This is a genomic window from uncultured Roseobacter sp. (assembly GCF_947495275.1).
Classification (GTDB): domain Bacteria; phylum Pseudomonadota; class Alphaproteobacteria; order Rhodobacterales; family Rhodobacteraceae; genus Roseobacter.
On record NZ_CANLYL010000005.1, the window covers coordinates 1 to 22,481 of the forward strand.

Here is a 22,481-nt window from a genome sequence, read left to right on the forward strand (position 1 = left end):
TGGGTCTCTTAATGGCCATCTCTGGTCCTCCACTTTCCTAACTATAGGGGCGGACCACTTCAAAGGGGGAGGCTCAGAATTGCTGCGTAAGCAATAGCTGCAACTGCGTAAGACCGCTTTGTCCCGCTGACCCGTCATAGGACGCCAAAATCCAAGGTCTGCTTAGGGCTGAGCTGTGGTCATCTGACCAAAACCTTCAGATGTCGGCTGCGAGCCCACTTTGACTAATGCTGCGCGATCAATAGGCGGCAGCTATGTGCAGAGTGCGGTCATTGCCTAGCTATGCGAAAGGGTATTCAGGACCTTTGCCAAAGTGTTCCCATGCTGTCAGGAAAAGCAGCCGTTGAGTCTCGACACAAGGGCGCTCACTTTTACATCAGAACAGCTTCGGAGGCCTCGTTCTGCTCGGTTGGTTGGTTCCAATCGAATGATCGCATAGGTCGTTACATTCTAGGCATTCTATCGGGTCAATACGCCTACATGAAAACCTTGCCCGCCCTTGTCTGCGCAGTTTCAGGAATAGTTGCAGTTATTGGACTACAACCTTTCCCCATTTGCGTGAAAGATGTGGAAATCGTCATGATTGCACACCAATCCAATGGATTCGCCGAGCTGGGGCGATTGGCTCGCTGGGATTTGCAATGCAACTGCAGTGTTTAACCCGATATCAACAATCACAGTTCGTGAACCACCGTGAAATTCGTTTAGCGTTACACGCCCGGACAGCTGGCCCATTTCCGGCTCAACCAGCGACATACATTCGGGTCGGATGCCCAATTGGATTGCCTGCGGGTTTGCCATTTGCGGCATTGGAATCTCTTTGTGTCCGGGCAGCTTTATGCCTGTCCCAGTCAGGTCTGCCTGCATGATATTCATCTTTGGAGAGCCCAGGAATTGAGCCACAAAGACATTTGCCGGATGATTATACAGCTCGGTCGGCAATCCGGTCTGCATGATCCGGCCGTCCTTCAGCACAACGATACGGTCTGCCAGTGTCATGGCCTCGATCTGGTCATGGGTGACGTAGATGGTCGTGGCATTCAGCGAACGGTGCAGGGCGGCGATTTCGACCCGGGTTTCGCCGCGTAGGGCCGCATCGAGATTTGAGAGTGGTTCATCAAACAAAAACGCAAGCGGTTCGCGGACAATGGCACGCCCGATGGCGACCCGCTGACGCTGTCCGCCGGACAATGCGGAAGGCTTGCGGTCAAGATAATCGCCCAGCTGAAGAATGCGCGCAGCATCGGCTATTTTTTCGGCGATCCGTTCTTCGGGCATCTTCGCTGTGCGCAATGCAAAGGCGATGTTGTCGCGCACGTTCATATGCGGGTAAAGCGCGTAGCTTTGAAACACCATCGCCAGTTGACGATCATAGGGTTCCAGGTTTGTGACGTCCCGTCCACCGATCATGATCCGCCCGGATGTCGCATCTTCAAGCCCGGCGATCAGGCGCAGAAGCGTTGATTTTCCGCACCCGGACGGCCCGACGAAAATACAGAATTCCTGTTCCGCAATCGTCAGCGAGACGTCATGAATGACCTGAACGTCGCCAAAGGATTTGCTTAGATTCCTGATCTGGATTTCAGACATGATTCACCCTTTTACAGCTCCTGCCACCATCGAGCCGGTAATCCGTCGATACATGATCAAACCCAGAAGAAGCGGCGGCAGCGCGGCGATGACCATTACAGCCGCCGCGACCCCCCATTGAACACCGCCGCCGGAGGTTGCGAAAAAGAAGGATGCGCCGACGGTCATTGGCACCGCATCGCTGGTGGTCAGCATCAATCCAAACAGAAATTCATTCCAGGCAGTGATGAAGCCAAATACGAATGTGGTGATCAGTGCAGGCCGGCACAGGGGCAGAACGACACGGAGCAGCAGCCGTCCGGTGCGTGCGCCATCCATGCGCGCGGCCTCCTCCAGTTCAAGCGGCAAATCGGCGATCGCATTGACCAGCAACATCAGGGTCAATGGCAGATTCACGATGGCAAGAATCAGCCCCAGGCCCAATCGCGTATCAAGCAGGCCGACGGTTGCATACATCAGATAAATCGGGATCGCGAATATGATTAGGGGCAGCGCACGCAGGTTGACGATGGCCGGGAACAGTATGCTGCGGCCATAACCGCGCCGGACCATCGGCCAGGCCAGCGGAAATGCAACGATCATCGGCAGAATCGCCCCGATCAACGCTGCCACCAGCGAATTCCACAGATAGTCGTAAACGTTCAAGCGATCACTGATGGTCAACACCGTCGCAAAGTTTTCCAGCGTCGGCGCCTCGATCCAAAGCGATGGGTTGAGATTAACCTCTCTGGGGCCTTTGAAGGCCGTTGCGAAGGTGGCAATCACCGGAAAGTTCATGACGAAAGCGGCAATTATGAAAACGATCCATCGCGGACCGATGCGGCGTTTCATCGTGACGCTCTCCGCAGCAGCCACTGGGCGACTGACAGAACGACAAAGGCAGAAACAAACAACAGGATTGCCGCGGCCATTGATTTGCCAATCTCTCCGCGGCGCAAAAACGTCTCGAATATATAAATCGACATCGATGTCGTGGACCCGCCCGGCCCGGAACCAACCAAGGTGTAGATATTGTCAAATACCCGGAACCCGTCGATAAAGCGGATGAATACTGCCACGAATAACGTCGGCAACATCAGCGGGAATTCGATCTTCCAGAACAACCGCCACGGCCGTGTGCCATCAACGGTCGCGGCCTCACGAATTTCCTGGGGAATGGATTGATAGGCGGTCAGAAACAGCAAGAAGGCGAAGGGTGTCCATTGCAGGGTTTCTGCAAGGATCACGGTGGTGAACACATTCTTCGGGCTCAGAAAAGCGGGGGAGGACCCAATCCAGCTGTAAAGGTAATAGGGTATAGGCCCTGCAAACTCGTTCAGGATCAGCCGATACATCAGCCCCATCATCGCAGGGGCGACAATCATCGGAATGATAAGGATCGCAACAACCCACGAATGTTTCTGGATCAGCGGCGCAAGATAGACGGCCAGCGCCAGCCCAAGCGCGCATTCCAGAACTGCCGTTATCGTGCCGAAGCGTAACGAAAACCAGGCCGCCTGCCAAAAGGTCTTGTCGGCGGTCACGTCGCGAAAATTCTGCAATCCCGAAAACTCGGGCGATCTGAGCGTTTCGAAGCTGGTTTCGGAAAAGCCGTAAGTCAGGCTCAGGATGACCGGAAAACCAAGGATCGCCAAAAGAAACAGGCTCGTCGGGCTGGCCAGCACGGCGTTTTCTAGCTTGTATTTTTTTACCATGCCCGCGTGCCCTAATCAGAATGGAACGCGGCAACGCTATCAGCCGCCGCGTTCCGGATAGTGTTTACTTCAGAAGCTCGGTCATCGCGGCGGTTGTGTTACCCAGCGCCGTGTCGAGGTCTTGCGTTCCGGCCCAGAAGCCCGTGAACTCTTTGGCCTGTGCTTCATAGACGGACAGCGCATTGGCCGAGGTTCCGCCGTTCATCACAAACCCATAGGTCGAGGCGTAATCGCCCGATTGCACCAGATCGGGCCGATCATCGGCAAGTTTTGCCGCAGTGGCGCTTGCCAATCCCGGCGCACCACCAGCCTTGGCATAGGCGATGGCGGCCTCTTCGGTTGACAACCACTGCAGGAACGCGATTGCGCCGTCTTTGTTGGTCGCGGCCGCGTTCAGACCCAGGCCCAGCCCGTGAATATGAGTGAACCGACCTTCGGGGCCGGATGGCGGCGCAAAAGTTCCCGTGTCCGGCTGCGCGCCGGTCAGATCATTTGCGGCGGCGTTCCATTGCACCATCGCAGCGACCTGGCCCGAAGAATAGGCCGCGTTGGCTTCTGCGTATTCATACGAAGTGGAATCAGGGGGTGTTGCGCCCAGTTCGAACAGTTTGTTGGCCATCGACAGTGCGGTTCTGTAAGCCTCGCTATCCACGGTGATGTTGCCGTCGGCATCCATCCAGTCGGCACCATAGCTGCGCGGCCATGAATGAAAGACCATCATGTTGAACAACAGGTTCTTGGCCTGAATCACCGTCCCGTAACGCGTCGGGCTGTCGGGGTTCACCGATTGCGAGAAATACAGCGCGTTGGCGACAAAGTCCAGCCAGCTCCAGTCTTCCGGTGACTTTGGCGCCAGCGCCTCGCCCAGATGCTCTTGCGCGATCTCGGTATATTTTGCCTTGGCCGCATCGTCGGCCATCAGGGCGTCGATCAGGTCGGTGCGATAATAGAGGAAGTGGAGCGACAGATCTGTTGGCACGCCGTATTGAGCCCCCTCAAACTGCATGGTTTTCAGCACGGTATCGCCAAAGACCGCGCCCGCCTCATCCGAAAGGGGAATTGGCTCCAGAAACGGCGCGTATTTCCCAATCGAATAGGTCGCCAGCAAATTGGCGTCAAAAGCGGTGCTGCCTGCGGCCAGATCCACCTGCAATTTGTCAAAGAACCCATCGCGAGAGGTGAACAGCAACTCAACCTTGTCATCGTCGGCAACCTCTGCCCTGGCGTTGTACATTTCCGCTGCTGCCCGCAGTGCGGTTTCTTCCGGGCCGCCGGGCCAGCCCAGAACGGTGACTTCGGCATGTACCGCCCCGGTAAGAAGCGATGACAGCGCGGTGACGCCCAGTAGTTTTGCAGTCAATTTCATGGTGATAGCTCCCTAAGTAGTTTTTGCATTGTGCAGTGCCGCAATGCCCAAAACACCCGCGTTGGCACCAAGCGCGGCAGGACGAAGTTCAGGTTGCAAGTCCAACCTCAACCTTCTGAGATGTGATTTCACGCGATTCAGATAGTTCGGCACCAAACCGATGCCCCCACCGATCACGATGTGCGCAGGATCAAGGGTAAGCTTGATATCAGCGCAAAGCGCGGCGACCCCCTGGGCCGAAGAATCAAAGATACCCTCGGCCCAGGGCACACCGGTTTCGGCCTGTTCGAAGATCTCCGGTACGACCAGATTGTGACCAAGCGCGCGCGCCTGCCGTTCCATCGCTTTGCCCGATACCCTGTCTTCCAGACGTTCGCCGGTGATGCGACGTGTTTGCCCGAAATGTCCCGCCAGCCCGTTTGCGCCTGTTAACAGTCGACCATCCGCGACGATACCTCCGCCGACACCAGTTGAGATTGTGAGGAACACCATGTCCGACCCCATATCGGCCGCGAACACGAATTCGCCATATGCTGCGGCCTGGGCATCGTTTGCCAAAACAGGCACATGCCCGAACATACCCGCCACCCGATCCGACAACGGATACTTGCCCTCAATGTTCAGGATCTTGTCGTTCAGTGCCGACCAAAACCCATCTGCTATGCGACCGGTCACCGCCAAGGCGACGCCATTATATAGCCCGTCCCAATCGCTAACATGGTCGCGAATGTTTTCGAGCAATTGATCGGGCGTCGCAGCCCTGCTGGTGGAAAAGGCGCGTGTGTCGCGCAAATGCCCACCATCTGCCAGCGCTACCAGAGTTTTAGTGCCTCCAAGGTCGACTGCAAGAACCGTCATTGCTTGCCATCCCTGCGCGCGATTGCAGCATGGATATCGCGCGCAAACCAGGACGTTATGTGTTCCGGACGCGTAATGGCCGAGCCGACGACCACAGCATCGGCACCCGCAGCCACGGCCTGCGCGGCCAGATCGGGCCGGTTGTAACGCCCTTCGGCCACGACAAACTTGCCAAGCTTTGCGGCGGATCGAACCAACGCAATATCTGGTTCTGACGGAACCGAGGCGTCAACATAGCCTGCCATCGTCGTCCCAAGAAGCGCGCATCCTAGCCGTGCTGCTTCGTGCATTTCATCACAGTTCGAACAATCCGCCATGGCCAGTTTCCCGTGCCCGTGGATGGCATTTGCCAGAGCCTCGCATGATACGGGTCGCACCCTATCCGTTGCGTCAAAGGCAATAATGTCAGCGCCCGCACGGGCCATCGCATTGACGTCCTCGATCGTCGAGGTGATGCGAACCGCCGTATCGGGACGGTCGCTTTTAATCAGCCCGATAATCGGCACATCAGCGACGTCGCGAACGGCACGCAGATTGTCAGCCCCTTCAATGCGAAGCCCGCAAGCACCACCCGCCAAAGCGGCAAGTGCAAAACGCGCAGCGATGTCCGGCTGATCAAGCGGGCCGTTTGAGACCGGCTGGCATGAAACGACGAGGCCTTGGCTGAGCTGTTTCAAAATCTGATGCACGTGGCGTCCCCCATGCCTATCAGACAACACCACTTACATACCAGCAGTCAATGATCGCAAAGCTGGTATGGACCAAAGTGATCGCGTGGCCCTAGCGGTATTGAGCTAACAGCCAATTCCGGCGACGGTCAGACATGGCAAAGCCTACATCAGCTGACCACTACTGAGGTCCGAGACGAAGTCATATCGTTCGCCGTGATACCGCGTTTCAGTGAATTCGACAGTGCGCCCATCTGCCAGAAAGCAGCGTCTTTCGATGATAAGCAATGGCTGTCCAACATCGCTGTCTAGGGCGTCAGCTTCGGCGCGGGTCATCACCCCGGCCCGGATCCGCTGAACCCCTCGCGAGGGCGCATAGCCCGCATTTCTAAGTGCTTCATAAAGCGAGTCCCGGACCAGTTCGTGGCTGTGAAGAAAAGCCTGCGGGACCGTTGCACGTTCGAAGGCAATGGGTAGATTGTCGGCAAAGCGAATGCGGACCAGTCGAACAATCTGATCGGTCGTTGAAACCCCCAGCGCCATAGACTCGCTGGGGGTCGGTAATGCCACCTGACGCAGAAGCCATTTTTGCCCCGGTTTGGCCCCTCGGGCGCGAAGTTCCTCAGAAAACCCTGTTATTGTCGACAGGGTTTTTTCGACCCGGGGCGTTATGGAGCTGCGTGCGCCCTGACGTCGCTTCAACAACCCGCTTGCCGCCAGATCATCAAGTGCGCGCCGCACTGTGACACGGCTGACGTTCAAATGGCTGGCCAGTCTCCGTTCACTCGGGAGGACACCTTTGGCACCCAGAACGCCGACGTTCACAGCCTCGGCCAAAGCGCCAGACACCCTTTGGTACAAAGGCGATGTGCTGTCTTTGCGATCAAGATACTCGATCAGAAAATCGATTGTTGGATCGGTCCTCGCCATACGCACCCCCGTTTTCTCGGGTATGCTTCAAGAGCCAGCTGGTATGCAAGAAGTTTGGTTTGCAAAGAGATCAAACGCTACCAGCGTCGTATTGGGCGCAATTTGGCGATGCCGTGCATCGCTCTAAGAGCTCTCAATAAACGTCCGCTTTCTTGAATGGACGGCCTCTTTTTGTCGGCTCAGAAATGGGCTAACTATCCGCCCATGGTGTCCGAAGTTTACGACCGATTTGGGCAGGGAGCGGTCAACCGCAAATTAGATTGCAACGGCAGTTTAGTCCGCACACCCGTTAGAGCAGTCCGTGGATTGAATGTCTCCTCCGGGCTGGTGGCGGTCGTTCTCTGAGCGAGGCATGAATGTCGGTTGAGGGCCGAAGTGAGAACTTGATGCATCTCCATACCAAACCAACTTCAAGACAGTACAGACTTCGCGATTGCCGTTAAAACTAGTCAAAAAATCCCGACGGATTTTTCCAAGGCCCTATCTAATGACCTAAGCGTGCCAGCTTCCCCCATAGGCCCTCTCTTCGCTGCGCCTCCGCTGCACTTAGGTCGGTTTTCTTAAGCATTGCAAACATATCAATGTCGTTGAAGTCACGATGAAGAGTTGCAAGAGTGCCGGTTATGTGCGACCTACAAAGTACTGACAACACTAGACATCTGATGCTTTGGGTGGATGTGACGTCGGTGGATGTCTGTGCATTGATACGCACGCAGTCTATGGCAAGGCGCTTCGTTTACGCCGAAGATGTCGGGAGTTCGAGCCTCTCACGACCCACCATCTCCCTCTGCTTTGTATCTATTTTATGCAACCGGCATAATTTCGCCGATGCAGCAATTTGATACAAAAGAGTATTTCACTCTTTGATTAGCACATGCGACCTGTGCCTCTTCTTGAAAGGGCGGGATATAAGTCCTTACGATGAGTAATGAGGGGACGCCAGATGGACAACTTCAAGGGATCTGTGGCGGAGCTGCAAGAGATCGACGCGAGCGCGCCGGAAACTGGCGACGTGCCATTTGCGGATCATTTGGAGAAGTTTCCTGAGCCGGAGCGCGCTGGTCAGGCCCTTCGCCTTGCTGCGCAGCTGGTTGAATTCTCTGCCTATGAGATCGCCGGGAAACACACCGCATCCTACGTTGCCGAGCTGATCAATTGCGCGGCCAAAATCGAGCGGTCGTCGTCAGAGGTTCTGGAGATATTCAGCGGACCTGAAAATCTTCCCTTGCGCCGGGTGCAATAGTCTAAACTGGATCATTTTTACCGCTATGCGTGTTAAAATGTCTCAGGTGAACTACCATAAGTTGACAATTGTCACATTATTGAGAAAAAGTTAATTTGCATAAATATCTATGCAAAAGACGTCTTCTGCTCGAAGTCGAATAAGTAAACAATGGGTTTATAGCAGCGTGGCATGTGCATGCTTTCCGGTCGAAAGATCAGAAAGCGATTGTAGAACCGTCCAGGGCTTGAAGGCTGGTAATTGACCGGTCAAAGACGGACGCATTTGGGTTAAGGCGGACACGGTATGACCGCTCCGACGGACGATGACTTCATCGAGGTTGTGGACCTTTCATCGGCCTTGGCCGCGCTTGACGTGTTGCCTAATGGGGAGCGTGTGCGCAAAGCCATGCAGCTTGCAGCGCAATTCCTTGAATATGCCGCCTACGAGATGGCGCTTGAGCAATCCGCAGGCGATGTGTCGGAGATCATCCATATGGCGGCACGATTGGATCAGGCGGCCCGACGCATAGACGATACCACGGTGCCCAACCGACCGGGTCGCGGGCAGCGCAAAATCTAGTCTTTGCCGATTTGACCGGTGTCCGGGTTGCGCTACGCTCTCTGTGGACAACAGTGGAGGTGCCGCAAGATGAGTTGGAACCCGTCCCTTGATCCCGATTGCCCGGTGGGCGACGCGGTGGACGCAATTGAAACCGTGATTGTGCCCCGCGCTCGCGATCTGGGTGGTTTTGAAGTGCGCCGTGCTTTGCCTGCGCCCAAGCGGCAGATGGTGGGCCCGTTTATATTCTTTGACCAGATGGGTCCTGCGGAATTTCTTACCGGCAAGGGCATCGATGTCCGCCCGCATCCGCATATTGGTCTGGCGACGGTAACCTATCTGTACAAGGGCAAGATCCATCATCGCGACAGCCTCGGAACGGACCAATGGATTGAACCGGGGGCGGTAAACTGGATGGTTGCCGGGCATGGCATCACCCATTCAGAGCGAACGGATGGAGAGATCCGTAAAAAACCACATAATCTGTTTGGATTGCAGACATGGGTTGCCCTGCCGGAAGAGGCAGAGGACGATACGGCGGCCTTTGAGCACGCGCCCAAGGACACGCTGCCGATGTTGGAGGGAGAGGGTAAGCAGCTGCGCCTGATCCTCGGTACGGCCTACGGTGAGACGGCGCCCGTAAAGACGTACTCCGAAACCTTCTATGCCGACGCTCTTTTGGAGGCACATGCACGGTTGCCCTTGCCCGATGACCATGAGGATCGCGGCGTCTATCTGATCTCGGGGTCGATTACTGTCGCGGGCGATGTTTTCGATGCGGGGCAAATGCTGGTCTTCCGACCCGGTGATCAGATATCGGTGCAGGCGGGCGAGGAAGGTGCGCGTCTGATGCTGCTGGGCGGCGCGACGCTGAATAGCCCCAGACATATCTGGTGGAACTTTGTTGCGTCGTCCAAGGATCGCATTGACGCCGCCAAGGAGGCGTGGCGGGCCGGTGATTGGGCGCATGGACGGTTCCAGCTACCTCCCGGTGATGATGCGGAATACATTCCCCTGCCAGACCGTTGAACGCGTTTTGGGGAACCTCCAGCAGGGCGCTGGTTCCGGTGCTGATCGGGCAAGCCATTTATGTTATTTTGCGGACGCCCAGGCTTCCGGAACCACCGGGCGAACGTCAGGGGGTTGCGGGAAGGGGTCCGGCGCTGCGCGTGCTGATTGTCGGGGATTCCTCGGCCGCAGGTGTCGGCGTGGACCGGCAGGAAGACGCCCTGTCAGGGCACCTCGTCGGAAGCTTGGCTCGGAACTACACTGTGACATGGCGACTGATTGCGCAAACCGGTCTGACGACGCGTAAATTGACGAAAATTCTGGAAACTGCACCCGCAGATGCATTTGATATTGCGGTGACGGCATTGGGCGTCAACGATGTGACCCGATTGCGCCCTGCCGAGAAATGGGTCGATGAAACCACGGCGTTGCATGCGATTCTTACCAAGCGATTTTCCGTGCGCCGGATCTATGCCACGTCGGTGCCGCCTCTGGGATCCTTCCCGGCGTTACCCGGCTCTCTGGCCCGCTTTCTGGGACACAAAGCTGAGGTTTTGGCGCGCGCGCTGGAGCAGACAACGCGCACTGGAAGTACGGTTCAGATCGTTCAACCGGATTGGGGGCTCGACCCCGAAACGATGGCGTCTGATGGATTCCATCCCGGTGCGGCGCTATATGCGCGCTGGGGTGCAGAATTGGCGGGTCATATTCGCGCAGATTTGACCGATCAGACAGATAAGGACGGCACCCTCTAGCGAGAATTTGCGCGTGAAGGTGATGTGACGTCAAAAAAATCCCTGACAAATGCGCAACCCGCTTGACGTGCTCCGAGCCGCGCCATAAGACGTCCCAACGCGCAACATGGTTTGCACGTGCAGTGGGCGGTTGTAGCTCAGATGGTTAGAGTACCGGCCTGTCACGCCGGGGGTCGCGGGTTCGAGCCCCGTCAACCGCGCCACCGCTGCTTGAAAAGGGACCTTCCGGTCCCTTTTTGCTTTTTCGGGGTTCTCTCAGTTGCGCCAGTTGGCCAGCAGGTCATACCCTTTTGCCGTTGGTGGAGCCACAAGGTGGTCTTGGAAGTTGGCCCAGAGTGCCGCAACAGCGCTGGCGTTGCTGTCTTAAATCTCCTGATTTTCAACGATGGCGATCACACATCCGCTGCCATCTTCATTGATTGTGTTGATGAACTGCTGCAATCTTGGTAGCGCCATAACCTGCTCTTTGAGATCGTTCAGTATTCCGGTCATTGCGGAAACTGATTCAGGTTTCATCTGGTAATGCGTCACACGTACAAATATCTTCTTTCCCCTTCAGGACGTGGCGTCGTAATTGCGCCTTTGAAAGGTTAACACGATTTAACGGGTGAAGTGGTGAACTATGATCCGCCGGGTTTCGGAGAGAATATGAACGCAATCTGGCCGCCAGCCTATTGACGCCTGAAACCTCTTGGCCTATTCCGCCGGTCATCGCGCGGTTGTAGCTCAGATGGTTAGAGTACCGGCCTGTCACGCCGGGGGTCGCGGGTTCGAGCCCCGTCAACCGCGCCACTTCCTTCAGCTTGAACGGCTGGACAGTTTTGATCCATCAGTGGTTTGAAGCAGATACGCGTCTGAGGAAACCGGAGAGAACCTGAAAACTCGGTTCCGGTGATTGGTCGATGAAGAAATGCCCGCCCGGAACAGCCGCCTGCGCCATATTGTCGAGGCGATCCCGCCAGGTTTGTGGCACATCGAAAGCCCGTGCCATCGCGCCTTCAGCACCATAGAGGACCAACGAAGGGCAGGTGACCCTGCGGTGGAGATCAGCCGCATCGAGGTCGAAATCTATGTGCAGGGCAGCGCGGTAATCGGCACACATCCCGCGGATCGCATCGGGATCGCGCCAGGCATTTCTGTAAGCTTCCAAGGCGTCGGGCGCAAAATCGGATAGTTTGGCCGCCCCCCAGCCCAACAGACAGCTCTCAAAATAGGTGTCCGGGTCTTTTGCGATCATGTTTTCAGGAAACGGCGCGGGTTGGGCCAGAAAAAACCAATGGTAATAGGCGGTTGCGACCTGTCTTGTGAGTTGATCAAGAAGCAGGTGGGTCGGGACGATATCCATGACAGTCAGGCTGAGGGTCCGCTCCGGCGCGTCAAGCGCCAGCCGATGGGCCACACGGCCCCCCCGGTCATGCCCGGCAATATGGAAGGCAGAATGCCCCAGATGATCCATCAGGGCCAGCTGATCCTGCGCCATGTGCCGAAAGGAATAGTTGTCTGTGCCTTCCGGTTTCGAGCTGGCTCCGTATCCACGCAGGTCAGGGGCAATCACCGTGAAATTCTCGCTCAGGCGCGGTGCGATCTGCTGCCACATCGCATGGGTCTGGGGGAAACCATGCAACAACAAGAGCGCAGGCCCCGATCCACATCTGGCGAAATGGATATGTTGCCCATTGACCTCAGCGGTGTTCTTTTCAAAGCCTTGCATATCAGGGACCCTCCGCTGCCGGTCTCACTCAGGGTTTCGAGCCGACATAAGCCAGCCCTCAGGTGAGTGCTTCCAGAATGCGGGCCCAGCTGCGGATGCCTTTGTGAAAGCTTTCCACATCGTATTTTTCGTTCGGAGAGTGAATGGCGTCATCATCTTTGCCAAACCCGACGAGCATAGGCGTCGTTCCCAGAATATTCTGGAAAAATCCGGCGATGGGGATCGACCCGCCACAGCCCACATAGGCGGCAGGCACCTGCCATTCATCGCTGAGCGCTTTGCGGGCTGCGTCAAATGCAGGGTTTTCCGTCTCGGTCATGGAAGCCTTGCTGGCACCGTGACCGCCAAAACTGACCTCGCAGTCTTCCGGCAACATATCCCGTATCATTTTGCGGAAGTTTTCGCGGATGACGAGCGGATCCTGATCACCGACAAGCCTGAAACTGACCTTGGCCTGCGCTTTTGAAGGCAAAACGGTCTTGAAGCCATCGCCGGTATACCCGCCCCAGATACCATTGATCTCGCAGGTTGGGCGCGACCAGATCATTTCAAGCGGTGTGCGGTCCTGCTCTCCAGCGGGCCGCGACAGGCCGACATCCCCCAGAAACGTGTTGTGGTCGAAGGCCAGCCCCTGCCATTGCGCCTCCAGTTCATCGGAAAGCTCCGGCACGCCGTCATAAAACGCCGGGATGGTGATCCGTCCCTCATCGTCATGCAGCGATGCCAGGATGCGCGACATGACCCGAATGGGATTGATGGCGACACCCCCATACATGCCGGAATGCAAATCCATGTCCGGGCCGGTGATGGTGATTTCCTCGCCCAGCAATCCCCGCAACATGGTGACAATGGCCGGGGTTTTGCTTTCAAAGAGCCCGGTGTCACAGATCAGGGCGATGTCAGATTTCAACTCCTCGGCGTTTTCTTCCATAAATGGCACAAGCGAAGGCGAGCCACTTTCCTCTTCGCCTTCGAGGAAAAACGTCAATTTGCAGGGCAGGCTGCCATGCACGGCTTTCCAGGCGCGGCAGGCTTCGATGAACGTCATCAATTGGCCTTTGTCGTCCGATGATCCGCGCCCACGGATGACCTGACCTTTGGCCGTTTGTTCGATCTGCGGATCAAAAGGATCACGGTCCCACAATTCCAGCGGGTCCACTGGCTGCACATCGTAATGCCCGTAGAAAAGAAGATGCGGCCCGTCGCCGTCCAGATGACCGACGACCATCGGGTGCCCCGGGGTGGTGCGCTTCTGCGTTTTGACGCCAAGACCGTTGAGATCGGCGACCAGCCAATCCGCCGCCCTGTCGCAATCCTGCTTGAAGGCCGGATCGGTTGAGATCGATGGAATGCGCAGCAAATCCAAAAGGCGATCCATGGCTTCGGGCAGATCGGAATCAATGCGGGACAGAACGGCATCTAGCGACATCAGGGGGCTCCTTCTTGTTGCGCCAGACCGTAGCAGCGGTTGCGACGGTGTCCAGAGGTGGAACGGGCGCGCAGGGAGTGTTGCTGCCGAGAAAAGTTGCGGATGCCTGACTTGATTCATGTCAAGGCTGCGACATGGTGCGCAGGCTAAGCATATTGAACATAAACGATTGGGCATATATTCAATTTGTTAGAAAGATTCCAAAGGTGCTCTGTACCGGGAACGAATGAGGAGACACCGGGTGACTTACAACGACCAGCTTGATCAGGCGATTGCGCGCCTGCACGAAGAAGGCCGCTATCGAACCTTCATCGACATTGAGCGCCACAACGGTCAGTTTCCTCACGCCACACGGACGCGCGCGGATGGCACGACACAGGATATTACAGTGTGGTGTGGCAATGATTACTTGGGTATGGGCCAGCATCCAGTGGTTTTGGAGGCCATGCATGAAGCCATAGACGCCACAGGCGCGGGCTCTGGTGGTACGCGAAATATTTCCGGAACAACGGTCTATCACAAGCGACTGGAAGCGGAGCTGGCGGATTTACATGGCAAGGAATCGGCACTGCTCTTTACCTCCGCTTATATCGCCAATGATGCGACGCTTTCGACACTGCCAAAGCTTTTCCCGGGGCTGATCATTTATTCTGACGCGCTGAATCATGCGTCAATGATCGAGGGTGTGCGTCGAAATGGCGGTGCGAAACGCATTTTTCGCCATAACGATCTCGCACATTTGCGTGAGCTTTTGGAGGCAGATGACCCGGCTGCGCCCAAGCTGATTGCCTTTGAATCGATCTATTCGATGGATGGTGATTTTGGTCCGATCGAAGCGATTTGTGATCTGGCGGATGAGTTCGGCGCGCTGACCTATATCGACGAGGTGCACGCCGTTGGCATGTATGGTCCACGCGGTGCCGGTGTGGCCGAGCAGCAGCGCCTGATGCACCGTCTGGATATTATCAATGGCACCCTCGCCAAAGCCTTTGGCGTCATGGGCGGATATATCGCCGCATCAGACAAAATGTGCGACGCCATAAGGTCTTATGCGCCGGGTTTCATCTTCACCACTTCCCTGCCACCTGCAGTCGCCGCCGGGGCCGCCGCATCTGTGGCTTTTCTAAAGCGTGCTCCTGAACTGCGCGAAGCCCACCAGACCCAGGCCAGGATTTTGAAACTGCGACTCAAAGGTCTTGGATTGCCGATCATCGACCATGGCAGCCACATTGTTCCTGTAATGGTCGGCAACCCGGTACATACCAAGCTCCTTAGCGATATGCTGCTGGATGAGCATGGAATTTATGTACAGCCCATCAATTTTCCGACCGTGCCACGCGGCACCGAGCGCTTGCGCTTCACGCCTTCGCCTGTACACGGCCCGGATGAAATGAATGCCCTTGTGCACGCAATGGACGGATTATGGTCACATTGTGCGCTAAATCGTGCCGAAGATGTAGGTTAGTATACACCTAGATGAAATTAGAGTTGTCTTGTGTTAACCTAACATAAACAAGAGGTCAGCTACGAATCGTGGGGACGATTCTAAGGCCTGACCACGACGCTAGGCAGGCACGGGAAGACGGGGCAGAGGCATTATGATCGGTCGTAAACACTCACAGAGTGTTGAGGAGAAAGTCGAACGCAAGGCGTTCGATGATTTCGAATTGCGACTTGGTGATGTGATGCGCGGCGAACGCGCAACGATGGGTAAATCTCTTCTCGATGTTCAGCGCGAATTGCGCATCAAAGCTGCCTATATTGCTGCCATTGAAAATTGTGATCCCGACGCATTTGACACGCCCGGTTTTATCGCCGGCTACGTGCGATCTTATGCGCGCTACCTCGGTATGGATCCTGACGAAGCTTTCGAGGCTTTTTGCGAAGAGAGCGGCTTTGCTGTTGCCCATGGAATGTCTGCAAAGGCGTCCGTCGTTAAAAAATCAGGTCGGCCAGAGCGTGTTGGACTGCCGGGTGACGGCGACTTGTTCAAACGTCCCAATACGCCATTCATCCCGGCGCGAGATGGCTTTTTCTCAGGTATCGAACCCTCGGCGATCGGATCCTCTTTGGTGCTGATCGCGCTGATCTCCGCGATCGGTTTTGGTGGCTATTCGGTGTTGCAGGAAGTCCAGCGCGTGCAGGTGGCACCGGTTGAACAGACGCCGATTGTGCTCTCTGACCTTGATCCGCTGGATGGGGTGCTGGCAGCAGCGCCGGATACAACATCATCCGAACCGGGCGTTGCAGATGCACCTCGCGCGGCCGCCCTTGAGCGCCTCTACCGGCCCCAAGCGCTGGATGTACCCGTGCTTGTCGCACGCGATGCACCTATCTCCACAATTGACCCCAGCACCATCGGCAATTTTGCAAGTGCTGTTGACGCACCGTTGACGGCGCCGGTTTCTTTTGCCGGTGCAATTGACTCGACGGTTACCGCCGGTCTGGCGGCAACGCCGCAGGTTCCTCAGGTCGTGGTTGCGCCGGGCCCTGCGTTGAGGATGGTCGCGGTGCGCCCCTCCTGGGTGCGCGTCAGCGCAGCCGATGGCACCGTTATCTACGAGACGATCATGGAGCCGGGTGAAACTTGGGATGCCCCGGCCAGTGAAGAACCCCCTGTCTTGCGGACGGGCGAAAGCGGCGCAATATATTTTGCGCTGAATGGGGAATATTACGGGCCCGTCGGAAAGACCGGCGTCGTGACGTCAAATCTGCCGCTTGAGGTTGAAGCTCTGAAGTCGCGTTATACCGTAGCCGATCTGTCAGCGGATGAAGCCCTGGCGACCACGGTTGTGGAATTGCAGCTCCCGCTTGTTCCGGCGACCGAATAGTTCTTTTTCGAATTTCAATGCGGCCATTGCAGGCTGGGGCATGACGCTCTATTTTGACAGGTAACTTTCCTGTGCAAAGGACAGCAGATGTCGCTGAACCACGTACGTCCCTGGCGGAATATTTATCGGCGAACGTCACGTCAGATCATGGTTGGCAACGTACCGGTTGGCGGCGATGCCCCGATCACGGTCCAGACAATGACAAACACGCTCACGACGGACATCAAGGCAACCATTGCCCAGGTTCAGGCTGCGACCGATGCCGGTGCCGATATCGTCAGGATTTCGGTGCCTGATGAGGCGTCCTCAAAAGCGCTGCGTCACATCGTGCCCGAAGTTTCAGTGCCCATCGTTGCGGACATTCATTTTCACTACAAACGCGGCATTGAAGCGGCCGAGGCGGGGGCTGCCTGCCTGCGGATCAACCCCGGCAACATTGGCAATGAATCCAGGGTCAAAGATGTCATCAAGGCGGCGCGGGATCATAATTGTTCGATCAGGATCGGCGTCAATGCCGGGAGCCTAGAGAAACATCTGCTCGACAAATACGGAGAGCCTTGCCCCGATGCGATGGTGGAATCCGGCCTCGATCATATCAAAATTCTGCAAGACAATGACTTTCATGAATTCAAGATCAGCTGCAAAGCCTCCGATGTCTTCATGGCGGCGGCGGCGTATCAGCAGTTGGCCGAAGCCACTGATGCGCCGATCCATCTCGGCATCACGGAAGCAGGTGGCCTGACTTCCGGGACCATTAAATCGGCGATTGGCCTTGGCAACCTGCTTTGGATGGGCATCGGTGATACGATCCGGGTCAGTTTATCCGCTGATCCGGTTGAAGAGGTTAAAGTTGGCTACGAAATTCTCAAATCACTGGGGTTGCGCCACCGCGGGGTGAATATCATCAGCTGCCCCAGTTGTGCACGCCAGGGCTTTGACGTGATCAAGACAGTGGAGAAGCTGGAAAAACGGCTTGAACATATCAAAACGCCGATGAGCCTCAGCATCATTGGTTGTGTGGTGAACGGCCCCGGCGAGGCGCTGATGACGGATGTGGGCTTCACCGGCGGTGGCGCGGGTTCGGGAATGGTCTATCTGGCGGGCAAACAAAGCCACAAGATGGACAATGAAAAGATGATCGACCACATCGTTGAGCAGGTTGAGGCGCGCGCGGCGATACTGGATGCGGAAAACAGCGTGCCTAATGCCGCTGAATAGGAAGCCACCCCATAGCCAACGTCAGAGGTCGCGTTTTTCCTCAAGGATTGCCCGCATCTGATCAAAGGGCAGGTAGCCGCGTAACATCTCATCGTGCATGACGAACGTGGGCGTTCCGGTGATCTGGAGTTTCTGGGCGAGGGCGCGCGTCGCGGCGATTTCCTCCGTGATGGCGTCGTCATTCATGCGGTCTTCAATTGCTGCTGAATCGAGCCCATAGGTTGCGGCAAGCCGATGCAATGCGGGAAGTGTAATATCGCCGTTGAACGCCATCAGAGCGTCATGAAGTGATTTGTAAGCCTCGTCCCCGGCGAGCTGCTTGGCGGCGATGACATAGCGCGATGCCAGGACGGATTGCTCTCCGAGGATCGGGAATTCTTTGACCACAAACCTGATATTTCCGTCTGCTTCCAGCAGCTTTTCAACCTCACCATAAGCGCGTTTGCAGTAGCCGCAGCGATAATCCATGAATTCCACCAAGGTAATATCGCCATCGGGGTTGCCGCCCACGAAAGAGAACCCGTCGTCAAAAAGCGCATCGGCATTGTCAGAAACCAAAGCCAGATCTGCTTCTTCCTGCGCTTCGGCCTGACGCTGTTCCAATGACCTTACCGCCTCCATGATCACTTCGGGATTTTCCAGAAGATAGGATCGGACCTCTGCTCGAAAAAGGGCGCGTTCCTCGGCTGACATGGTTTCCAGATCAAGCGCTGCAGAAGGGCCGGCAAATGCAGTGGCCATCACGATTGCGGCCGGGGCCAGACGTTTGAGCATTGGATTATCTCCTTTTTTCAGCGCGTTCAGATGCAATCAACACATCCTGCGCTCTTTGCCAAGGGCCGGAGCCAGTGGGCAATAAATCTACGGCCCGTTTGGCGTGAATGCCCGCATCTTTCAGACGGCCCGAAAGCGCATAGCGCTCTGCGGTCACCAATGCCGCCATGCCGGTTTGTCCGGACTTTGCGTAGGCCACGGACAAATCCCGCAACATGGACCCATCCCTGAAATCAATTGAACGCGCTTTTTCAAGCGTTTGCTTGGCTTTCTTGATGTTTCCACTGGCCAGCAGGGCACGGCCATAGCCCGATAGCAACAAGGCGTCATTGGGTGCCAGTTGAACGCCGCGGCCATAGGCGGCTGCGGCTGCGCTAAAATTCCGGGTTTCGATCAGAATTTGCCCGCGCTGGTCGTGGTAAAACGGGTCACTTGGCCGCGCGGCGATGGCGGCGTCAATCGCGCGCAGGGCCTGTTTTGTGCGGGACTGTCGATGCTCCGCAACGGCTTCGCGTAGCAGACGGACATCCTTGTAGGGGCTCTCTTTCAATCGTCGCAAGGTCCATTTGGGATTGCGGGTATAGGCGCTGAGCTTTCCTTTGACCCGTTCAAACCAATAGCTGGCTGTGGGATCTTCCGCGCCGGTATTGCCATATGCGGCCACAAACCCTTCTACGGCACGCAGACGATCCCGTGAAAGCGGATGGCTGCGCAAATAGGGGTCCTGACGTGATTCAGCCAGAATTTCCTGACCCCGGAACAGGTTCAAAATGTCGGACATGCCCTTGGGGTCAATGCCGGCAGATTTGAGAAACCGAATACCCGCCTGATCGGCAGAGGCTTCTTCAGCGCGGGTATGCTTGAAAAACCGCGCTTGAGCGGAACTTTGAGTGCCGATGGCCAAACCGCCCGCAGCGTGTCCGTTGCCAGTGGCCGCTGCGACCGCCGATAAAGCCAGACCGAGGCCCGCAGCCGTGCGCGCTGCTTTCAAGTTGGTTAATCGGCGGGTGAGGTGACCGTTCACGATATGTGCGGCCTCATGCGCCAACACAGCCTGAAGCATGTCGGCCGACTCCATGCGATTGATCAGCCCGTAATGTACGAAAATCGCATCGTTGCTAACGACAAAGGCATTCAAAGAGCTATCATTCACAACCAGTATCTTTACCCGGGAGGGGCTGAGGCCAGCCGCGCTGAGGACGGGGGCCGCAATTTGTTTGAGCCCATATTCGATATCGGCGTCGCGCAACAGGCTCTGGGCCTGCAGCGGTGTGACCACCAACCACAGCATCATCACCGGGATTGACGTCAACCGAAAGAAGAGGTGAAAGAGCATGACCCTGAGAGTGGAATGAATTCATGCGCAGTTCAAGAAGATCGTCTGTTGATCCCTTCATTGTGATGGATGTGATGGAGGCGGCGCGACGTCTGGAAGACACCGGGCGCAGGGTTATTCACATGGAAGTTGGTCAACCCGGGACGGGCGCGCCGCAGGGGGCGTCAAGAGCGCTCAGTCAGGCCATGAAGGCCGCCCCACTTGGCTATACCGTGGCATTGGGCTTGCCCGCGCTGCGTGCCAGGATCGCCAGAATGTACGGTGAATGGTACGACGTTGATCTTAATCCTGAGAGGGTGGTGATTACGCCGGGATCGTCGGGCGGATTTTTGCTGGCCTTTACCGCGCTTTTCGATACCGGCGATCGGGTTGGCATAGGCGCACCCGGTTATCCCAGCTATCGGCAGATTCTCAGCGCCCTCGACCTCGTTCCCGTTGATTTGCCCACCGCGCTTGAAAACCGTTATCAGCCGGTATCCGATGACTTTGCCCATCTGGATCTGGCGGGCCTTATGGTGGCTTCGCCTGCAAACCCGACCGGAACGATGCTGGATGAACCCGCAATGCAGGCATTGATCGACGCGGCACAGGGGCAGGGTGCTTCGTTCATCTCGGATGAGATTTACCACGGCATTGAGTATGAAGCGAAAGCGGTGACTGCGTTACAGATCACCGATGAAACCTATGTCATCAATTCGTTTTCGAAGTTTTTTTCGATGACAGGATGGCGTGTCGGTTGGATGGTCGTGCCCGAGGATCACGTCCGCGTGGTTGAGCGCATTGCGCAAAACATGTTCATTTGTGCGCCGCATGCCAGTCAGATTGCGGCACTCGCGGCGATGGACGAAGAGGGCGAGTTGCAAGCCAATCTCGACGTTTACCGCGCCAACCGCGCCTTGATGCTGGAGGGGCTTGCCGACGCCGGGTTTACCCGCATTGCGCCGCCTGACGGTGCGTTCTACGTCTATGCCGACGTGTCGGATCTGACACAGGACAGCCGGGCATTTGCCGCAGAAATTTTGCAGGAGGCTGGCGTTGCCGTGACCCCGGGACTGGATTTCGATCCCCTGCGAGGGCACAGCACGTTGCGGTTCTCATACGCCCGCAGCACGGCGGACATCATCGAAGGTCTGGCTCGCCTCAAGGAATTCATGCATCGGCGTTGATCGGGGATTCCCTCCGGGCCGCGGCTGAGGTACGGTGCGCAAAACAACCGGCAGAGCAGTTGATGACCCGGACAAGAACCTTTCTCGCATGTCTTGCGCTGATTTTGACGCCCCCTGTGGCGTCTCAGGATTTAACCGCGATCGCGCGCGTCGACGTGGATGCAAGCGGCATCGAAGAGGGATGGTTCGGCGGTGCAAAGTTCACATTGCAGCTCAGTCAGGGCGTTCCCTACCGTGTTTTTACGCTGAGTGATCCGCCGCGCCTGGTCATTGATTTCAGAGAGGTCGACTGGACGGGCGTCCGGTCAGGCGATTTCCTGCAGGACGACGGCATGATCAGTGATCTGCGTTTCGGCAGTTTCCAGCCCGGGTGGTCGCGACTGGTGGCGGATATGACTGATCCGCTGCTGCCTGAAAGTATTGGCATGATGATTGATCCTGCCACCGGGCGCGCGACGTTGGAGATTGCGCTGGGTCAGACCTCGCCAGAGGAGTTTTCCGCAAAGTCAGGCGCTCCTCAGGATGCGCTTTGGCCTGCTCCCCCACGTGCGGACATTGTGGCACCGGTCGCGGATGAGCGCTTTGTGGTGGCCATTGATCCGGGGCACGGCGGCGTTGATCCGGGTGCGGAGCGCGAAGAGGTCGCCGAGAAAGACCTGATGCTGAAGATCGCATTTGAATTGCGCGAAGAATTGCTGCGGTCCGGTCAGGCAGACGTCGTTCTGACCCGGGAAGCAGACACATTTGTCTCGCTGGAGGGGCGCGTGGCGATCGCACATCGGGCGGGTGCAGATGTGTTTTTGTCGCTCCACGCCGATGCGCTCAGTCAGGGCGGTGCGCAGGGGGCTACGGTCTACACATTGTCCGATGAGGCGAGTGACACCGCTACAGCACATCTGGCGGCGCGACATAACCGAGCGGATATCATCGCAGGGACCGATCTGACCGGGTCAGATGATCAGATTGCCAGTGTTCTGCTTGATCTGGCGCGTCAGGAAACCGAACCCCGCTCAGCCGCTTTGGCGCACCAACTGGCACAGGGCATGGCGGATGCCGGGGGGCCGATGAATCGCAGACCCCTGCGTAAGGCAGGGTTTTCGGTTCTGAAATCTGCGGATATTCCATCCGTTCTGGTGGAGGTCGGATTTCTGTCCAGCGAGCGGGATCTGACCAATTTGCTTGATCCGGTTTGGCGCGCGGGGATTGTTGATGGCATGGTTCAGGCGATTTTGACGTGGCGTGACGCAGATGCGGCAAAACGACCGCTGGTTCGACAATAGCATCAAAGCGCCTGAAACAGGCAGTTTCCAGCCATTTGTGTCAGCTATCGTGTTTTGACCATTGGACCGGCAATCCCTATATGA

General features: G+C 56.6%; 21 protein-coding genes and 2 tRNA genes. 11 read left to right on the forward strand and 12 right to left on the reverse strand.

Annotated elements, in window-relative coordinates:
* Nucleotides 1–537: 537 nt before the first annotated feature.
* The 7 genes from Q0802_RS11005 to Q0802_RS11035 form a co-directional block, all read right to left on the reverse strand.
* On the reverse strand, nt 538–1,590 hold the full coding sequence (locus Q0802_RS11005) for an ABC transporter ATP-binding protein (protein ID WP_298917858.1): 1,053 nt from the start codon (nt 1,588–1,590) through the stop codon (nt 538–540).
* Nucleotides 1,591–1,593: 3 nt separating this feature from the next.
* Nucleotides 1,594–2,421: a carbohydrate ABC transporter permease gene (locus Q0802_RS11010; protein ID WP_298917861.1), complete on the reverse strand. Its 828-nt coding sequence runs from the start codon at nt 2,419–2,421 to the stop codon at nt 1,594–1,596.
* On the reverse strand, nt 2,418–3,284 hold the full coding sequence (locus Q0802_RS11015; RefSeq protein WP_298917865.1) for a sugar ABC transporter permease: 867 nt from the start codon (nt 3,282–3,284) through the stop codon (nt 2,418–2,420). Before Q0802_RS11015 ends, Q0802_RS11010 begins: the two co-directional genes overlap by 4 nt.
* A 64-nt stretch (nt 3,285–3,348) precedes the next feature.
* Complete coding sequence (locus Q0802_RS11020; protein WP_298917868.1) at nt 3,349–4,650, reverse strand: extracellular solute-binding protein; 1,302 nt, start codon at nt 4,648–4,650, stop codon at nt 3,349–3,351.
* A 12-nt stretch (nt 4,651–4,662) separates the two neighbouring features.
* Nucleotides 4,663–5,508: an ROK family protein gene (locus Q0802_RS11025; protein ID WP_298917871.1), complete on the reverse strand. Its 846-nt coding sequence runs from the start codon at nt 5,506–5,508 to the stop codon at nt 4,663–4,665.
* On the reverse strand, nt 5,505–6,197 hold the full coding sequence (locus Q0802_RS11030; RefSeq protein ID WP_298917874.1) for a putative N-acetylmannosamine-6-phosphate 2-epimerase: 693 nt from the start codon (nt 6,195–6,197) through the stop codon (nt 5,505–5,507). Before Q0802_RS11030 ends, Q0802_RS11025 begins: the two co-directional genes overlap by 4 nt.
* Before the next feature lie 144 nt (nt 6,198–6,341).
* Entirely contained in the window at nt 6,342–7,106 is a 765-nt protein-coding gene (locus tag Q0802_RS11035; RefSeq protein ID WP_298917876.1) for a GntR family transcriptional regulator, read from the reverse strand.
* Between the two features lie 943 nt (nt 7,107–8,049).
* On the opposite strand from Q0802_RS11035, the gene Q0802_RS11040 reads away from it, so the two are divergent.
* From Q0802_RS11040 to Q0802_RS11060, 5 genes are all read left to right on the forward strand, one after another.
* Nucleotides 8,050–8,349: a hypothetical protein gene (locus Q0802_RS11040; RefSeq protein WP_298917879.1), complete on the forward strand. Its 300-nt coding sequence runs from the start codon at nt 8,050–8,052 to the stop codon at nt 8,347–8,349.
* 285 nt (nt 8,350–8,634) lie between these two features.
* Entirely contained in the window at nt 8,635–8,910 is a 276-nt protein-coding gene (locus tag Q0802_RS11045) for a hypothetical protein (protein WP_298917881.1), read from the forward strand.
* Nucleotides 8,911–8,979: 69 nt separating this feature from the next.
* Nucleotides 8,980–9,918 (forward strand): pirin family protein, encoded by a 939-nt coding sequence (locus Q0802_RS11050; RefSeq protein ID WP_298917884.1) that lies wholly within the window; start codon nt 8,980–8,982, stop codon nt 9,916–9,918.
* A 140-nt stretch (nt 9,919–10,058) separates the two neighbouring features.
* The gene (locus Q0802_RS11055; RefSeq protein WP_298917885.1) at nt 10,059–10,652 is read left to right on the forward strand and encodes an SGNH/GDSL hydrolase family protein; all 594 of its coding nucleotides are present in this window, start codon (nt 10,059–10,061) and stop codon (nt 10,650–10,652) included.
* Nucleotides 10,653–10,778: 126 nt separating this feature from the next.
* Nucleotides 10,779–10,855, forward strand: a tRNA-Asp gene (locus Q0802_RS11060).
* Between the two features lie 160 nt (nt 10,856–11,015).
* Here the strand turns inward: Q0802_RS11060 and Q0802_RS11065 are convergent.
* Nucleotides 11,016–11,168, reverse strand: coding sequence for a hypothetical protein (locus Q0802_RS11065; RefSeq protein WP_298917887.1), 153 nt, complete (start codon nt 11,166–11,168; stop codon nt 11,016–11,018).
* A gap of 199 nt (nt 11,169–11,367) precedes the next feature.
* On the opposite strand from Q0802_RS11065, the gene Q0802_RS11070 reads away from it, so the two are divergent.
* Nucleotides 11,368–11,444, forward strand: a tRNA-Asp gene (locus tag Q0802_RS11070).
* 37 nt (nt 11,445–11,481) lie between these two features.
* Here the strand turns inward: Q0802_RS11070 and Q0802_RS11075 are convergent.
* Together Q0802_RS11075 and Q0802_RS11080 are read right to left on the reverse strand one after the other, a co-directional pair.
* Nucleotides 11,482–12,363, reverse strand: a complete 882-nt coding sequence (locus tag Q0802_RS11075) for an alpha/beta hydrolase (RefSeq protein WP_298917890.1) — start codon at nt 12,361–12,363, stop codon at nt 11,482–11,484.
* Nucleotides 12,364–12,421: 58 nt separating this feature from the next.
* Nucleotides 12,422–13,792, reverse strand: a complete 1,371-nt coding sequence (locus tag Q0802_RS11080; protein ID WP_298917893.1) for a M20/M25/M40 family metallo-hydrolase — start codon at nt 13,790–13,792, stop codon at nt 12,422–12,424.
* A gap of 241 nt (nt 13,793–14,033) precedes the next feature.
* Between Q0802_RS11080 and hemA the strand changes: the two genes are divergently transcribed.
* The 3 genes from hemA (at nt 14,034) to ispG (ending at nt 17,841) form a co-directional block, all read left to right on the forward strand.
* Complete coding sequence (gene hemA / locus Q0802_RS11085) at nt 14,034–15,257, forward strand: 5-aminolevulinate synthase (protein ID WP_298917896.1); 1,224 nt, start codon at nt 14,034–14,036, stop codon at nt 15,255–15,257.
* Between the two features lie 133 nt (nt 15,258–15,390).
* Nucleotides 15,391–16,623, forward strand: a complete 1,233-nt coding sequence (locus Q0802_RS11090; protein WP_298917899.1) for a helix-turn-helix domain-containing protein — start codon at nt 15,391–15,393, stop codon at nt 16,621–16,623.
* An 87-nt stretch (nt 16,624–16,710) separates the two neighbouring features.
* The gene (gene ispG, locus Q0802_RS11095) at nt 16,711–17,841 is read left to right on the forward strand and encodes a flavodoxin-dependent (E)-4-hydroxy-3-methylbut-2-enyl-diphosphate synthase (protein WP_298917902.1); all 1,131 of its coding nucleotides are present in this window, start codon (nt 16,711–16,713) and stop codon (nt 17,839–17,841) included.
* A 21-nt stretch (nt 17,842–17,862) separates the two neighbouring features.
* Here the strand turns inward: ispG and Q0802_RS11100 are convergent, their stop codons facing one another.
* On the reverse strand, nt 17,863–18,615 hold the full coding sequence (locus Q0802_RS11100; protein ID WP_298917904.1) for a DsbA family protein: 753 nt from the start codon (nt 18,613–18,615) through the stop codon (nt 17,863–17,865).
* 4 nt (nt 18,616–18,619) lie between these two features.
* Nucleotides 18,620–19,951, reverse strand: a complete 1,332-nt coding sequence (locus Q0802_RS11105; protein WP_298917907.1) for a M48 family metalloprotease — start codon at nt 19,949–19,951, stop codon at nt 18,620–18,622.
* 23 nt (nt 19,952–19,974) lie between these two features.
* Here Q0802_RS11105 and Q0802_RS11110 point away from each other — a divergent pair, with 23 nt between their 5' ends.
* A complete protein-coding gene (locus Q0802_RS11110; protein ID WP_298917909.1) occupies nt 19,975–21,117 on the forward strand; it encodes an aminotransferase class I/II-fold pyridoxal phosphate-dependent enzyme in 1,143 nt (380 codons plus the stop codon).
* Between the two features lie 62 nt (nt 21,118–21,179).
* Complete coding sequence (locus Q0802_RS11115; RefSeq protein WP_298917911.1) at nt 21,180–22,397, forward strand: N-acetylmuramoyl-L-alanine amidase; 1,218 nt, start codon at nt 21,180–21,182, stop codon at nt 22,395–22,397.
* Nucleotides 22,398–22,481 lie beyond the last annotated feature (84 nt).